13 protein-coding genes are annotated in these 14217 nt (G+C 69.0%); 4 read left to right on the top strand and 9 right to left on the bottom strand.

The window, feature by feature from the left end:
* Positions 1–84 precede the first annotated feature (84 nt).
* The 4 genes from E7Y32_RS07245 (at position 85) to E7Y32_RS07230 (ending at position 3905) form a co-directional block, all read left to right on the top strand.
* Positions 85–861 (top strand): electron transfer flavoprotein subunit beta/FixA family protein, encoded by a 777-nt coding sequence (locus tag E7Y32_RS07245; protein ID WP_146336532.1) that lies wholly within the window; start codon positions 85–87, stop codon positions 859–861.
* 12 nt (positions 862–873) lie between these two features.
* Positions 874–1857 carry an electron transfer flavoprotein subunit alpha/FixB family protein gene (locus E7Y32_RS07240; RefSeq protein ID WP_146336530.1) on the top strand — a complete coding sequence of 328 codons (984 nt, stop codon included), beginning with the start codon at positions 874–876 and terminating at the stop codon, positions 1855–1857.
* A 2-nt stretch (positions 1858–1859) separates the two neighbouring features.
* On the top strand, positions 1860–3506 hold the full coding sequence (locus tag E7Y32_RS07235; protein WP_146336528.1) for a cytochrome b/b6 domain-containing protein: 1647 nt from the start codon (positions 1860–1862) through the stop codon (positions 3504–3506).
* 138 nt (positions 3507–3644) lie between these two features.
* Positions 3645–3905 (top strand): hypothetical protein, encoded by a 261-nt coding sequence (locus tag E7Y32_RS07230; protein ID WP_146336526.1) that lies wholly within the window; start codon positions 3645–3647, stop codon positions 3903–3905.
* Here the strand turns inward: E7Y32_RS07230 and E7Y32_RS07225 are convergent.
* The 9 genes from E7Y32_RS07225 to E7Y32_RS07180 all read right to left on the bottom strand — a co-directional run bounded on the left by E7Y32_RS07225 (position 3902) and on the right by E7Y32_RS07180 (position 13919).
* Complete coding sequence (locus E7Y32_RS07225; protein ID WP_395940444.1) at positions 3902–4249, bottom strand: hypothetical protein; 348 nt, start codon at positions 4247–4249, stop codon at positions 3902–3904. The genes E7Y32_RS07230 and E7Y32_RS07225 overlap by 4 nt on opposite strands.
* Before the next feature lie 15 nt (positions 4250–4264).
* On the bottom strand, positions 4265–4606 hold the full coding sequence (locus E7Y32_RS07220; RefSeq protein WP_146336525.1) for a YciI family protein: 342 nt from the start codon (positions 4604–4606) through the stop codon (positions 4265–4267).
* An 87-nt stretch (positions 4607–4693) separates the two neighbouring features.
* On the bottom strand, positions 4694–5938 hold the full coding sequence (locus E7Y32_RS07215; protein WP_146336523.1) for an RNA polymerase sigma factor: 1245 nt from the start codon (positions 5936–5938) through the stop codon (positions 4694–4696).
* Positions 5935–6258, bottom strand: a complete 324-nt coding sequence (locus E7Y32_RS07210) for a YciI family protein (RefSeq protein WP_146336521.1) — start codon at positions 6256–6258, stop codon at positions 5935–5937. The genes E7Y32_RS07215 and E7Y32_RS07210 overlap by 4 nt, the downstream gene beginning before the upstream one ends.
* Before the next feature lie 223 nt (positions 6259–6481).
* Entirely contained in the window at positions 6482–7765 is a 1284-nt protein-coding gene (locus E7Y32_RS07205) for a 13E12 repeat family protein (RefSeq protein ID WP_261382570.1), read from the bottom strand.
* Positions 7766–7824: 59 nt separating this feature from the next.
* Positions 7825–8700, bottom strand: coding sequence for an aminoglycoside phosphotransferase family protein (locus E7Y32_RS07200; RefSeq protein ID WP_315897994.1), 876 nt, complete (start codon positions 8698–8700; stop codon positions 7825–7827).
* 84 nt (positions 8701–8784) lie between these two features.
* Complete coding sequence (locus E7Y32_RS07195; RefSeq protein ID WP_146336519.1) at positions 8785–10788, bottom strand: VWA domain-containing protein; 2004 nt, start codon at positions 10786–10788, stop codon at positions 8785–8787.
* Positions 10789–10812: 24 nt separating this feature from the next.
* A complete protein-coding gene (locus tag E7Y32_RS07190; RefSeq protein ID WP_146336518.1) occupies positions 10813–12201 on the bottom strand; it encodes a sigma 54-interacting transcriptional regulator in 1389 nt (462 codons plus the stop codon).
* A 272-nt stretch (positions 12202–12473) separates the two neighbouring features.
* Positions 12474–13919: an SLC13 family permease gene (locus tag E7Y32_RS07180; protein ID WP_146336516.1), complete on the bottom strand. Its 1446-nt coding sequence runs from the start codon at positions 13917–13919 to the stop codon at positions 12474–12476.
* Positions 13920–14217 lie beyond the last annotated feature (298 nt).

The following is a 14217-nucleotide window of genomic DNA, read 5'->3' as shown; positions in this document are numbered from 1 at the left end:
CCCGGGCCGCGCTGCACTTTCGTAGACTCTATGGAGATCCGACGTGTCCCCCTGGGGACATGCCCGCCACAGGAAGAGTCATCGATGAAGATTATCGTCCTAGTCAAGGAGGTCCCCGACACGTACGGGGACCGAAAACTGAACCTTGAAACAGGTCTCGCAGACCGGGAGGCCAGCGAAACAGTCATCGATGAGATCGGCGAGCGCGCGCTGGAGCTGGCCCTGAGCTACGCCGACGCGCACGACGGCACCGACGTCGCCGTTCTCTCGCTCGCCCCCGAAGGTGCGACGGCGACGATCCGCAAGGGGCTCGCGATGGGCGCCGGCAGCGCCATCCACATCTGCGACGAGGCGCTCCGGGGCGCGGATCTTGGCCTCACCGCCGAAACCCTCGCGGCGGCGATCCGCCGCGCCGGCTTTGACCTTGTCATCGCCGGCAACGTCTCCACCGACGGATCCGGCGGAATGATCCCCGCGATGCTGGCGGAATTGCTGGACGTGCCGCTCGCCACCGGACTCAGCTCCGTGGACATCCGCGACGGCGCAGTCTCCGGCACCCGGGCCGTTGAATCCGGCGTGCAACAGGTGTCCGCGGAGCTTCCCGCGGTCATTTCCATCACCGAGGCGCTTCCCGGGCCGCGCTTCCCCAACTTCAAGGGCATTATGGCCGCGAAGAAGAAGCCCCTTGAGGTCCTGACCCTCGCGGACCTCGGTGTCACGGCTGACGCCCCCGACGCGGCGCGGTCCATCATGCTGGCCATCGCCGAGAAGCCCCCGCGCGCGGCAGGCACCAAGATCGTTGACGAGGGCGATGCCGGCGAGAAGCTGGCCGAGTTCCTGATCGAAAACCGACTGGCGTAAGGAACAACGGACATGACTGAATTCCCTCGTGACGCAATCCTCGTCGTCGTCGAAACCCGGCCCTCCGGTGAACTCGAGAAGGCAGCGGCGGGACTCTTCGGCGCCGCCGCCGCAGCCGGCACCGCGGTTGCCTTGGTGCTGGCCGCCCCCGACGCCGGGAGCGCCGCCGCCGCGGAGGGCGCCAACCTCGGTGCCGCGCACGTATTGATCGCCGAAACCCCGGATGCGTCCGCGCTGGGCGTGCCGGGCGTTGACGCGCTGGCGGCCGCCGTCGAGCGGGTGCGGCCGGATGCCATCCTAATCTCGCATTCCCTCAACGGGCGCGACCTCGCCGGCCGGTACGCGGCCCGATCGCGGGCCGCGGTGTGCGTCGACGCCGTCGGAGTCTCCCGCGATGACGAGGGCGTCGTCGCCCACCACTCGGTCTACGGTGGCGCCTACGACGTGACGTCCACCGCCACCTTCGGGCCGCCGGTCATCACCATCCGCCAGGGCTCCATCGAGGCTCGCGCGGAGGCGCAGCCGCCGGCGTCGGAGACCCTGGCGGTGACGCCCTCCGACAAGAAGGCCGCGCGGGTCGATTCCTTTGAGGAGGTGGTCGCCGCCACCACCCGGCCGGAGCTGCGCGGCGCCGCGAAGGTCGTCGCGGGCGGCCGCGGCCTCGGGTCGGCGGAACAGTTCGCCCTGGTCGAACAGCTCGCCGACACCCTCGGCGCCGCCATTGGTGCTTCGCGCGCCGCGGTGGACGCCGGCTACGTCCCGCAGTCGCAGCAGGTAGGCCAGACCGGGGTCTCCGTGTCCTCCCAGCTGTACATCGCGCTGGGCATTTCCGGCGCGATCCAGCACCGGGCCGGCATGCAGACCGCCAAGACGATCGTCGCCGTCAACAAGGACGCCGACGCGCCCATCTTTGAGATCGCCGATTTTGGGGTGGTGGGCGACGTCTTCAAGGTTGTCCCCCAGCTCATCGGCGCCCTCGAGGCCCGGAAGAAGTAGGCATGGCAACTCAGTCCGGGTCCGTCCGGCGGGGCCTGCCGCGCGTTCCGGGCGGCGAGCCGTGGCCTCCGGCCGGAACGGCGCCCGCTCGCTTTGCCATGACAGAAGCGGTACCGGCCGCTGTTGAGGAAACGGCGCCGTTGGCGGCGTTGGCCCCTCCTGCTGCGGAAATCAACGACGCAGGAACGGCGACGGCGGCCGTCGCAGAGCACGCCGGCAGCGCCGCAACGGCCCCGGCTGCGGCCCCGGTGGCCCCGCGGCTCCGCCGTGGACTGCCGCGGGTGCCGGGAGGCGAGCCCTGGCCTCCCGGTGGTGCGGCTCTGCTGTCGGCGGCGCCCGTGTCCGAGGCGCCGGCTGCAGCCGCCGAGCCCGCGTCGGCTAATCCGGCCGCCGCTGTGACGCCGGCCGCTCCGATTGCTCCGCCGGAAAAGTCAGTGCAGGCGGAGACGCCGGCAACTGCAGCAGCGCTCGCTGCTGCCACGACTGCGCCCACGTCCGGAGCCGACCAGCTTCGCCGCGGACTCCCCCGCGTCCCGGGCGGCGAACCGTGGCCGCCGGCCGGACTTGCGCCGGCTGCCGACGCCCCACCCCCTGCTCCTGTTGCTGCACCGGTTCCCGCGCCCGCGCAGGCCGAGCCGGCGGTTCCCGCACGTGTCGCCGAGGCTCCTGTCCCCGCTGAGGTTCCACCCGCCGTCGTCGAACAACCCGCAACACCCGCAACTCCCGCCAAGCCGAAGGCCGAGGCGAAACTCTACGGCTCGCGGACCCTGGCGCAGTGGTTTAAGCGCATTGCGCTGCTCGCCGTCGGCGCGATTGCCGCCGCCGGGATCCTCATCCTCGCCGCGCGCGGTGTGACGACTTTGCCGGGCGTGCCGGCATTCCTCGAGCGGTACCCCGGCGAATATGACCTGCCCGAGACGGCTCAGCCGGGCTTCCCGTGGTGGGCGCAGTGGGCGCACTTCTTCAACATTTTCCTGATGGCGCTGATCATCCGCTCGGGCTACCAGGTGCGCACGCAGCAGAAGCCGCCGGCGTTCTGGGCGCCCAAGCGCGGCGGCAAGAAGATCAGCATCACGCTGTGGCTGCACCAGTCACTGGACATCCTGTGGCTGGCCAACGGCCTCATCTTCGCGGTGCTGCTGTTCGCCTCGGGCCACTGGATGCGGATTGTCCCGACCAGCTGGGAAGTGTTCCCGAACGCGGCCTCCGCGCTGCTGCAGTACCTGACGCTGGACTGGCCGGTGGAGAACGGCTGGGTGAACTACAACAGCCTGCAGCAGCTGATGTACTTCGTGGTGGTGTTCATCGCCGCCCCGCTCGCGGCCATCACGGGGGCGCGCATGAGCGAGTTCTGGCCGAAGAACGCCAAGGCGCTGAACAAGGCCTACCCCGTGGAGGTGGCGCGCGCGCTCCACTTCCCCACGATGCTGTTCTTCGTGCTGTTCATCCTGATCCACGTGTTCCTGGTATTCGCGACCGGGGCACTGCGCAACCTGAACCACATGTTCGCCGGGACCGACGAGGTGAACTGGGTGGGCTTCTGGCTCTTCGCGGCCGCCATCGCCATCACCGCGGCCGGCTGGTACGCCGCCCGCCCGATCGTGCTCGCCCCGATCGCCAAGCTGTTCGGGAAGGTCAGCAGCCGCTAGTTGGGAGTCCTGACGGCCAATTCGTCGCTCCTACCGCCGCTTCCGGGGCCGTGGTAGGTTCAGCGTGATCGGGATGTCCGGACACGGCCCCTTGACCTGCTCGGCTCCTGGCACAGTCCCAGAAAGCAGAGGCATGTGATGCCAACACTATTGATCTTCCATGAAGTCGACGACGTCGAACACTGGCTCAAGTCGCCCAAACGCGAGGAAGTCTTCGGGCCTCTGGGCATTACGGTTCGGACCTTCACAGATCCGGCAAAGAGCCAGCGCGTGGGCCTGATCGCCGAAGTCCCGGACCTGGACGCGTTCCAGCGCGTCATGGCGTCCGCAGAGGCAGCCGAGGCGATGAAGTACGACGGCGTCCGGCCGGACACCATCCTGATGCTCGTCGAACCCTAGGCGTCCGGCCGGGACCCGGCCGGCAGGCTCGCGTCGATGGGGAAGGTCATGAACGCCGGCGTCTCGTACGGGTGCGCGGACAGTGCCGCGTTGAGGACGGCGTCGCGCAGGGAACGCGGGTAGATGGCCTCGACCCGCGTTTCCGGAACCTCCTCGGGGGAACCGACGGCGCCGATGGCAGGAGTCGCGCCCGGCAGGGGCGTGAAGCGCCCGGTTCCTTCCGCGCTGAACGAGCAGTGTGAGTAATTGCCCAGCCTGCCCGCCCCGGCGTCGCCGATCGCCTGCCGGACGTCGTGGGCAGCTTCAGCGGGGACGTAAATGACCAGGCAATCCATCGGCTCCATGGCTGAAAGTCCTGATCAACTGGCCGGGTCGTATTGGAAGGCTCGTACCTCCTGCGCGCAGCGGCAGGCTCCCGCGATTTTGGCCGCCCACTCCACGGCCGCGTCGTGGGACGGCAAATCCAGCACTGAGTAGCCACCTTCGAGCTGCACTGTCTGCGGGTAGGTGCCCTCGCGGACGCTTCCGTCGGCGTCCACCATGATGGGCGGGATACTCTCGTCGATGCCGCCGCCAAACACCCAGACGCCAGCGTCCTTCGCTTCCTGGACTACCGCATGGGCCGCGTCCGCAACGGCCTGCAGCTCCTCCTCGGGGAAGACCATGGCGGCACTCGGAAACGAGATCAGGTACTTGGTCATCGGGTGGACCCTTCTTTGCAGTTCGGGGGGATGGCGTTCATCCTCGCGGACCGCACAGTGCCGCGCAAGATCCGGGCGGGCCCCGGGTCAGGAACCCAACTGGTCCCGGCGGCGCTTCAGGGTGGCCGCCTCGGCGGAGTTGCCCGCCAATTCGATGGCTTTCCCATACGCCGCACGCGCCTCCGTGGCGCGGCCCAACCTCCGCAGCAAGTCGGCGCGGGTGGCGTGGTAGGCGTGGTAGCCGGCCAGCTCTGGTTCCAGCCGGTCGACGGCGGCGAGCGCCACCTGCGGCCCGTCCAGCTCCCCCACCGCCACGGCCCGGTTGAGCGCGACAATCGGCGACGGGTCGAGGGCCGCCAGCTGGTCGTAGAGCGCGACGATCTGGGACCAGTCGGTGTCGCGGAAGTCGCGGGCCGAGGTGTGGACGGCGTTGATGGCCGCGAGGAGCTGGTACCGCCCCGGAGCCAGTCCGGAGGCGAGACGTTCACGCACCAGGCGGTGGCCCTCGGCAATCAGGGACGCGTCCCAGGCACCCCGGTCCTGCTCGTCGAGGGTCACCAGTTCGCCGCCTGCCGAGATCCGGGCGGCGCTGCGGGCCTCGGTGAGGAGCATCAGGGCCAGCAGGCCTACCACCTCGCCGTCGTGGGGCATCAGGGTCCGGAGCAGGCGGGTGAGCCGGATCGCCTCGGCCGTCAGCTCGGAGCGGACCGGTCCGGTGTCCGGGCCCGTCGCCAGGTAGCCCTCATTGAAGACCAGATAGAGCACGGCGAGCACACCCAAGACGCGCGCGGGGAGGTCCTCTGCGGCCGGCACCCGGTACGGGATCCGTGCGGCCTTGATCTTGGCCTTCGCGCGGGTGATCCGCTGTCCCATGGTGCTCTCCTGCACCAGGAGGGCACGGGCAATCTCCGGCACGGTCAGCCCTCCCACCATCCGCAGGGTCAGCGCCACGCGGGCCGGCAACGCGAGCGCCGGGTGGCAGCAGGTGAAGATGAGCCGGAGCCGGTCGTCCTCGACCGCGCCAAGCGGCTCGGCCGGTTCGTCGTCGAACACCAACTGGGCCTCCTGGTGTTTGCCGTCGCGTTTGTTCTCGCGCCGGAGCCGGTCGATGGCCTTGCGCTTGGCCGTGGTGGTCAGCCAGGCACCCGGGTTGGCAGGGACGCCGTCGGACGGCCAGCGTTCGACGGCGGTACTGAACGCCTCGGCCGCCGCCTCCTCCGCGAGGTCAAGGTCCCCGAAACGGCGGGCCAGCGCGGCGACCACCCGGGCCCAGTTCTCCCGGTAGGCCTGGCTGACCGCTCCCCCGGCGCCTCCGGCGTCGGATGCGTTCACAGGAACGGCCGCACCTCGATTTTCCGGTTGCAGGCCTTCGAGCCCTCGGCGGCCAGCTTGAGCGCGACGTCGAGGTCGGGGGCGTTGATGATCCAGAACCCGGCCAGAAACTCCTTCGACTCCACGAACGGCCCGTCGGTCACCACCGGGGACTCGCCACGGTTGTCGATGACGGTGGCCGTGTTGGGAAAGCCGAGGCCGCCGGCGAAGACCCAGTGGCCGTCGGCCTGGAGCTGGTCGTTGAACTCGTCAATGGTCGCCATCTCCTCCGACGGCGAGAGCTCAAGCTTGTCGTTGATCACGGACAGCAAATACTGCATTTCGAGTCATCTCCTCAGGTTTGGGGGCGCCCTGTCTGGGAGCTCGCTCACCTCTACTACGAACAACTCTGCCCCGATTCGACAGGATATGGCAGCGGCCCGTCAGTGGGTTACTGCCGCGAACGGCCATTCTCACAACGCGCACGCCAACTTCCCGATGCCACGCCCACGTCGTCGTCATGCGCAGCCCCCGGAACAGCGTCCATCTGTGAGAGCGCCGATCCTACGCCGCGATGAACTGTTCCCAGTCCGGAAGGGGATCCACGGGCAATGGTGGCCCGGTCTCCCCGGGTCCGACGGCGCCGTCAACGTCGTCGGGCCAGTCGGGCGGCTCCAACTCCCAGCCCTCACCCTCATCGCCGAGACCCTGCGGCCAGCGGGGTGGTTCCCAGTCCTGACCTTCGCTGGCGTAGGACCGACACCGGCCGTCCCGTAGCCGCAACCATTGGCGCATCGCCTTCGGAACCCTGTAGCTGGTCCGGCCGATCTCCAGCGGCGCTCCGCTGCGCGGATCGGTGAGCACACGGAGGAATGATCTGGCACCATCCCCCACCAGCCGGCGGGCCATGGACGGGGGAACGGGACCGTACCCATCCAGCGTGGCCGGTTCCGTCACGGCGCCTAGAAGAGACAGCACCGGCACGGTCACCAGGACCTGTGCCTTGGGTGACGGAGTTCCTTCCACCACCCCCGCCAGCAGCCAGTCAGCGGCAACGTCCGCACGGAGCTGCGTCAGGGTCCGGGATTCATCCGGCCCCTGCAGGGCACGCGCCGCTTCCGTGGCCCGGGACCACACACCCACCGCCGCATCCGCAGTCAGATAGGCCGAGAGCCAGGCCATGCCGTCGCGGTCCGGCGTGTATTCCAGCCGACGGTCCTCGGCACCTTTGCGGTGGCGTGCTTCGATGCTTTCAGGATGATGCACCTCACGCCATCGGCGCGCTTTGGCCCGGAACCTTCCCGGCACCAACTCCCCCGCCGGGCAGCCACGCGCGGCCACGGCAGCTTCGGGGTCCAGGAAATGAGCCTCCAACGCAGCCGCCGCAGCGGGGTCCAGACCGGACGTTTCGTCACACATCACCCGCGCGTGTTGCCAGGATATGCTTCCTGCCTGCAGCGCGGACAGCGTCCGGGGCAACCGGGTGGTCAGGGTGGTTGACTCGGACAGGAGCGCCGCCGCCGATCGTTCACTCACGGTCAGCACGCAGGCCACCTCTGCAGTCACCGCCATTTCCTGGGCCATGCGCGCCTGCGGCGAAGCGGCTGCGCCGGCCATAGCGGCGGCAGCGCCGGCATATCCGGCGGCGAAGTGGACTTTCAACCCGGCCAGCCTGGCTTCCATGCTGGCCACCTCGGCCATACCGTCCAAGCACGCGTCGGCTTCGTCCCGAAGAGGGTCGGCGCCCGTCGAGGCCGCGTTCCGGGCTCCGCGACCGGCAAAAGCAGCCAGCCTGGCAAGGGAAGCCTCCATGGCTTCCAACGTCTGCGCAACTGCTCCGCCTTCCATACCCACAGCATGGCAGGAGCCACCGACATTTAACGTTGGCGTCAGGGTTGCAGGCAACTTCAGCCTTCCAGGATCTGCCTGATCCCGAACTCCCCCACGGAGAGCATCCGGGGGTTGTCGTCGGAGTTGCTCAGCAGGGCGGTGGACAGGATGAGGGCCCAGCCCCGGGCCCTCAGCCAGGTGTCCCCGTCCACTGCTGGGCCCAAGGCGTCCATAAAGCGCTGGCGGGCGCCGGCGTCGAACATCAGCCATCCCACCGCAAGATCGACGGCCGGGTCCCCTGCCCCGACGTCGCCGAAATCGATGACGCCGGCCAGCGAGCCGTCGTCCGCCAGCAGGATGTTGCCCGGGTGAAGGTCCCCATGGAGCATCATCGGCGGACCGTCCCAGGCCTGGGCGGCACACGCCCGCGCCCACACCGCCCTCAGCGCCGCCGCCTGCGGGTAGCGTCCGCGGTCCCGGAGCCGTTCCACCACTGCAGCGCCACGGTCCGGCAGCGGCACGCCGCGGAAAGGATTCACGGGGACGCCGGTGTCGGCAGGCACGTGCAGGGCCAGGAGGAAATCGGCCAGGCCTTCAGCGGCTGGCCCGCGGCCTGCGGGGCCGACGTCGGCCGCACCGGTTCCGGGGACCCACCGAACGATGCTCCACGGGTAGGGAAAGTCAGACGTCGGCCGGCCGGCATGAACGGGAACGGGAAGCGCCACCGGGGAGCGGCGGGCAATGCCGGGAAGATAGCGCTGCTCATGGAGAATCAGCGGCACGGCCTCTGCCCTGCGCGGCAGCCGGACAGCGAGCTCGTCGCCGAGCCGGAAGGTCGCGTTGTCCCAGCCATTCGTGAGCCGCACCAGAGGACGGTCTGCGAGATCGGGCCGCTGGTCCTTGACGAGGAACTGGACGACGGCGTCATCCGGTTCCAGCGGGGCTGGCGGCATTCGCGCCATTCCGGCCCTTTCCAGTTTCGATAAATCCGTGTCCTTGAGAACCAGCGCCCTTGAATATCGGCGTCGAACAGAATTCTAGGTCGCCCAGTCCTCATCCCCGTACGCCCGGCCGCGGAAGTGCGCGCGGAGGTACTCGCCGACGACGGCGGCGCCCAAGTCCCCGGTGTCTGGCGCCACCACCCGGCCATCGATCCGGCGGGCCATCCGGGCGACGAACCGTTCCAGGCCGGGGTCATTGCCGAGCCGGAAGAACGTGGCCTGGGTGCCGGCGCGGCCCAGCCGGTCCAGCTCGGCGACGGTGACGCGGATGGTCTCCGGGTCCGGCGGATACGAGAACCACGATTCGCCGTCGGCTTCCAGGTGCGCGGTGGGTTCGCCGTCGGTCACCACCAGCAGGACCGGCTGCATGGACGGGTGCTGGCGGAAGAACCGGCCGGCCAGCAGCAGCCCATGGTGCAGGTTGGTGCCCTGTTCCCGGAACGCCGGCAGGGCCGTGAGCTCGCCGATGTCGATGGTCTGCGCGTAGCGGCCGAAGCTGATCAGCTGCAGCCGGTCGCCGCGGAACTTGGTGGACACGAGGTGGTGCAGGGCCAGCGCGGTGCGTTTCATCGGCACCCAGCGCCCCTCGGCGGCCATCGAGAAGGAGACATCCACCAGGAGTGCGACGGCGGCCTGCGTGCGCGCCTCGGTTTCGGTGACTTCGATGTCGTCCACGGCCAGGTGCAGGCCGTGGCGCGGGTCGCCGCCGTCGGCGATGGTGCGGCGGATCGCGTTGGTGATGGTCCGGGTGACGTCCCACGGTTCGGCGTCGCCGAACTCCCACGGCCGGCTGGAGCCGGTCTGCTCCCCCGCCGCCCCGGCAACGCGCGTGTCCCGGCGGCCCTGCCGGCCGGAGAGTTGCTTCGCGGTGTCGCGCAACAGCGACCGGCCCAGCCGCCGCATGGCCTGCGGGGAGAGCTTGAGGTCGCCGTCGGCGCCGCGCTGCAGGAAGCCGCCGTCGTGCATGGCCCGCTCGATCTCCGCCAGGGTGCGGGCGGACACCGCGGCGTCCTGTCCCAGCTGGCGGGCGAGGGCGTCCAGGTCCACGTCGTCCAGGCGCGAGCCGTTGTAGGACTGCGAGAGCTGTTCGGCGAGTTCGTCCAGCTCGGCAAGGTCCTGCAGCACACCGGTGCCGTCGCCGAGCCCCAGCCCTTCCTCGCCCTCGAAGCGTTCGGAGCCGGACCAGTCCTCCCCCGGGCGCAGCGCCTGCAGGTTGGCATCGAGTTGGCCCAGCTGTGCCATAAGCTCCGGCGAGCCGAACGCCTGGGCGGAAAGCCGCATCAGTTCCTCGCGCTGCTCGGCGGACATGGACTGCATTAGCCGCTGGGCGGCAGCCGCGCGCTGGGCGAGCGCGTCGATCAGTTCCTCGACGGACTGCGGGTTCTCCGGGAAAAACTGGCCATGTTTGGCCATGAAGTCCCGGAAGTCCGCGTCGGTATCCTCGCCGCGGCGGTGCTTGTCGAGCAGTTCGTTGAGGTCGGCCAGCATCTCGGCCACCGCCGCGCGGTCTTCCTCCGTGGCGCCCTCGAGCGCCTCCTTCATCCCGGCGAACCGCTGGTCTAGGATCTCGCGGCCCAGCAGGTCCTTGATCTGCTCGTAGGCCTCGCGGGCGGTGCTGGACTGCCAGTCGTAGGAGGCGAGTTCGTTGACCGCCGCCGCCGTGGATTTGGGCAGGTTCTGCAGCTGCATCTCGCGGAAGGCGCGGTCCGTGTCGTCCATCCGCACGTCGCGGGCCAGCTGTTTGCGTTCCTCCAGCACCGCGGTCTCCAGCAGTTTCTGCACCTCGTTGAGCGTGCCGTCCAGTTTGTGCTGGCCCAGCAGGTCCTTGCGCCGCTGCTGGACGCGGCCGGCGAGGTCGTCGAGCCCTTCCCGGTTCCGGCCGCCGCGGCGCAGGTATTCCTGAAGGGCGTGCCGGGGAGAGTAGCCGGCCATCACGTCTTCGGCGACGGCGTCCAGCGCTTCCGCCAGGTCCACCGGCGGGGCGAGCGGATCGGGCCCGCCAGCGTAGCGGCTGTAGCGGGACCGGTGGTGAGCGGTCATGGGCCCTCCTTAGCCTTGGCTGCGTTACCCGTAGACGGTTGCCTCGTCGTCGGAGTCCTTGGAGATCCGCCGGGCGAGGTAGAGGCCTTCCAGGGCCAGTTCGACGGCGGCGGCGCGCTGCCCGTCGTTGTCCGCGCCCAGGCGCGCGCCGATGTCGTCGTAGAGGCTGGATCCGTTGAGTGACGGAAGGTTGTCGAGGAACTCCCGCGCCGTGACCAGCTCGCCGGTGGTGACCGTGGTGTGGCCGTCCAGGGCGGCGACGAGGTCCCCCATGTCGAGGCCGTGGAAGTGCGCCCGCACGGCTTCGGCGGTGGCCATCCGCAGCAGGTGGTCCAGGATGTCCTGTTCCCGGCCCTCCTCGCCGGATTCGAACTCGATCTTTCCGGCGAGGACTTCGACGGCGGCGTCGAGGTCGATGATCCGGGCCACGGCCTGGTCCTCGCCGCGCACACTGGCGCGGCGCAGGGCGGCCGCGGCGACGGTTTCGGCGCCGGCGATGGCGAACCGGGCGGACACCCCGGAGGTCTGGTTGATCGCCGGGGACTGCCGCAGTGCCCGGGTGTAGCGGGCCAGGATCTCGAGGATGACGGGCGGGACGCCGGCCACCAGGTGGCCTTCCTGCCGGATGACGGCCACCTCGTCGTCGAGCTCGATCGGGTAGTGGGTGCGGATCTCGGCGCCGAAGCGGTCCCGCAGCGGGGTGATGATCCTGCCGCGGTTCGTGTAGTCCTCCGGGTTGGCGGAGGCGACCACCAGGACGTCCAGCGGCAGCCGCAGCACGTAGCCGCGGATCTGGATGTCGCGTTCCTCCATCACGTTGAGCATGGACACCTGGATCCGCTCGGCGAGGTCGGGGAGTTCGTTGATGGCGATGATGCCGCGGTTGGAGCGCGGGACCAGACCGTAGTGGATGGTTTCCGGGTCGCCCAGGCGGCGGCCCTCGGCCACCCGCATCGGGTCGACGTCGCCGATCAGGTCCGCGACGGAGGTGTCCGGCGTCGCGAGCTTCTCAACGTACCGTTCGGAGCGGTGCCGCCACGCCACCCGCAGCCGGTCCCCCTCGGTGAGGGCCAGAGCGCGGGAGTGCTCGGTGAGGGGTTCGTAGGGGTGTTCGTTCAGTTCCGAGTCCTCGATCACCGGCGACCATTCGTCCAGCAGCCCGGCCAGGGTGCGCAGCAGCCGGGTCTTGCCCTGCCCGCGTTCGCCGAGCAGGACGACGTCGTGCCCGGCGAGGAGGGCGCGTTCCAGCTGTGGCAGGACGGTGCGGCTGAAGCCGAACATCCCGGGCCAAGGGTCGCGGCCGGCGGCGAGCGCGGCGAGCAGGTTGTCGCGGATTTCGCGGCGCAGGTCCTTGTGGACGTGGCCGGAGGCACGCAGTTCACCAACAGTGAAGATTTCGGGGCGATCACTCACTCCTCCACCGTAGACCTCGCCTCCGGACCATGGCACCCCCTAGCGCTCCGCGATTTCCCCATCCCTCGCAAGCTCGGGCGGGGACCCCTATCGCGGAGCGCAGCTCGTGCCGGGACATCGCGGCGACGTCCACGCCGTCCAGCGTGATCCACCCGGCGTCGAGCTCGTAAAAGCGCATCAAAAGGTTCACCAGCGTCGTCCTGCCCGCCGCCGTTGTGCCCACAGGGCCCACGAGACAGGTCGCCTTGGCTACCTGGGATCCGCGGGCACGATTACATAATGCCGGTCGGTACCAGCAGTCCCCAGGCGAGCGCCGGGCCGACCAGCACAACTGCCCCGGCGTAGGCCATGAGCTGCCGGTAGACACGCTGCCGGTCGTCGCCGCGGGCGTTGGCGACCACCAGCGCTCCGTCGGTGGAGAACGGTGAGACGTCCACGACGGTGGCAGCAATAGCCAGTGCCGCGACTGTTCCGGAAGCACTCAACGAACTGCTGGCCAGGAGGGGACCGGCGAGGGGGATGAACGCTGTCAGCAGTGCCGTGGAGGAGGCGAAGGCTGATCCGACGCCGATCACGTAGCAGAGCACCAGTGCGATCAGCAGTGGTGCGCCGAGGGCCAGGGCCTGTTTGGCGAGCGTGTCGATGACGCCCACGTGCTGGAGCAGCGAGACATAGGTGATCATGCCGGCCACGAGGAGGACCGTGGACCAGGAGATGCCGCCGATGAATGTCTGCTGTTCCTTGATGTTGACCAAGGCCAGCAGGAGTCCGGCGGAGAGGGCGACAAAGCCGATCGGCAGGTGGAACCCAAGGGTGCACACCAGAATGATGGCGATCAGCACGAGGGTAAGGATCTGTTGGCCGTGGGGACGAGCCGTACGGGTTGTGTCGAGATCCGCATGTTGGCCGTCCTCACCATCGCGCAGCCTTCCCAGGAGGGCGAAGACGGCAATGGTGAGGACGGAGAGAATGAGGTTGAGGGCGAAGCTCGCCGTGAAGAGTGCCCCCTGAGAAATAGGAAAGCCGTTCTTCAGCGCGACGTCGTGTACCAGCACACCGGCCACGGACAACGGGGAAAAGCCGCCAGCATGGGCTCCGTTGATGATGAACGCGCCCATCAGCACGGGATGGATGCGCGATTCGTAGGCAAAACCTAGGGCCGCCGGTGCCAGCAGCGCGACAGCGGCCGGAGAAAAAGTACCCAGCGACGTCAACGCGGCAGCAATGAGGAAGAACACCCACGGCAAGAGCATGGTCTTGCCCCTGACGAGGCGCACGCAGGATTGCACGATGATGTCGATGGTGCCGTTCCGCTGGGCCATGCTGAAGAAATAGGTCACCCCGATGATGGTCAGGACAATGCTGGCGGGGAACTCCGCCAGCATCTCCTTGTCGGTCATGCCGAGCATGAAGTAGCCGACGCCGAAGGATGCGACCAGCCCCATGACGCCGATGTTCAACGGCCACTTAGTAGCGACGACAAACATCACGACGAGGATGACGAGGGGAATGATCTGGACGGCGGTCATGGTCCCCTCCGGTTTCGCGGCGGACGCCGGCTGGAAGTTGCCACCGCCGAGCACGAGGAAAACCAGAGCCAGGACGGCGAGCACGCTCGCAGCCATCAGCAGGATAAGGCGCCGGGGGGCAGTACGCTGCGGACGTTTGCCGGGGGCGTCGCCCACGGGAGCAGCAGTGCGCTGCGCGGTCTTAGTCACCTTGGTCTCCTCCTTGAGAGCGGCTACTGCGAGGCAGTCGTTTACGGCGCTGTCGTCGGCCGGCCCACGCAGGGGCGGGCCTGGAGCCCTTGCTCGCCGAGGGAGCGTGACTGCAGCGGCTTGGTAGAGCTTATCCGGCGCGGGAGTATGTGGGGATTAGTTACGGGCCGGACGCTCAGGGATCGGGTTGGTGCAGCGGGGCGGCGCACGTTGCGAATTGGCGATGATCCCGGTGATCATCATTCGCCGCCCCACTGCGGTCCGTTGCCCGGGCCCTCAGGCCCGGGCAGTTTGCGGG

Source organism: Arthrobacter sp. UKPF54-2 (assembly GCF_007858535.1).
Lineage (GTDB): Bacteria > Actinomycetota > Actinomycetes > Actinomycetales > Micrococcaceae > Arthrobacter.
This window is presented reverse-complemented; position numbering and strand designations above follow the sequence as displayed.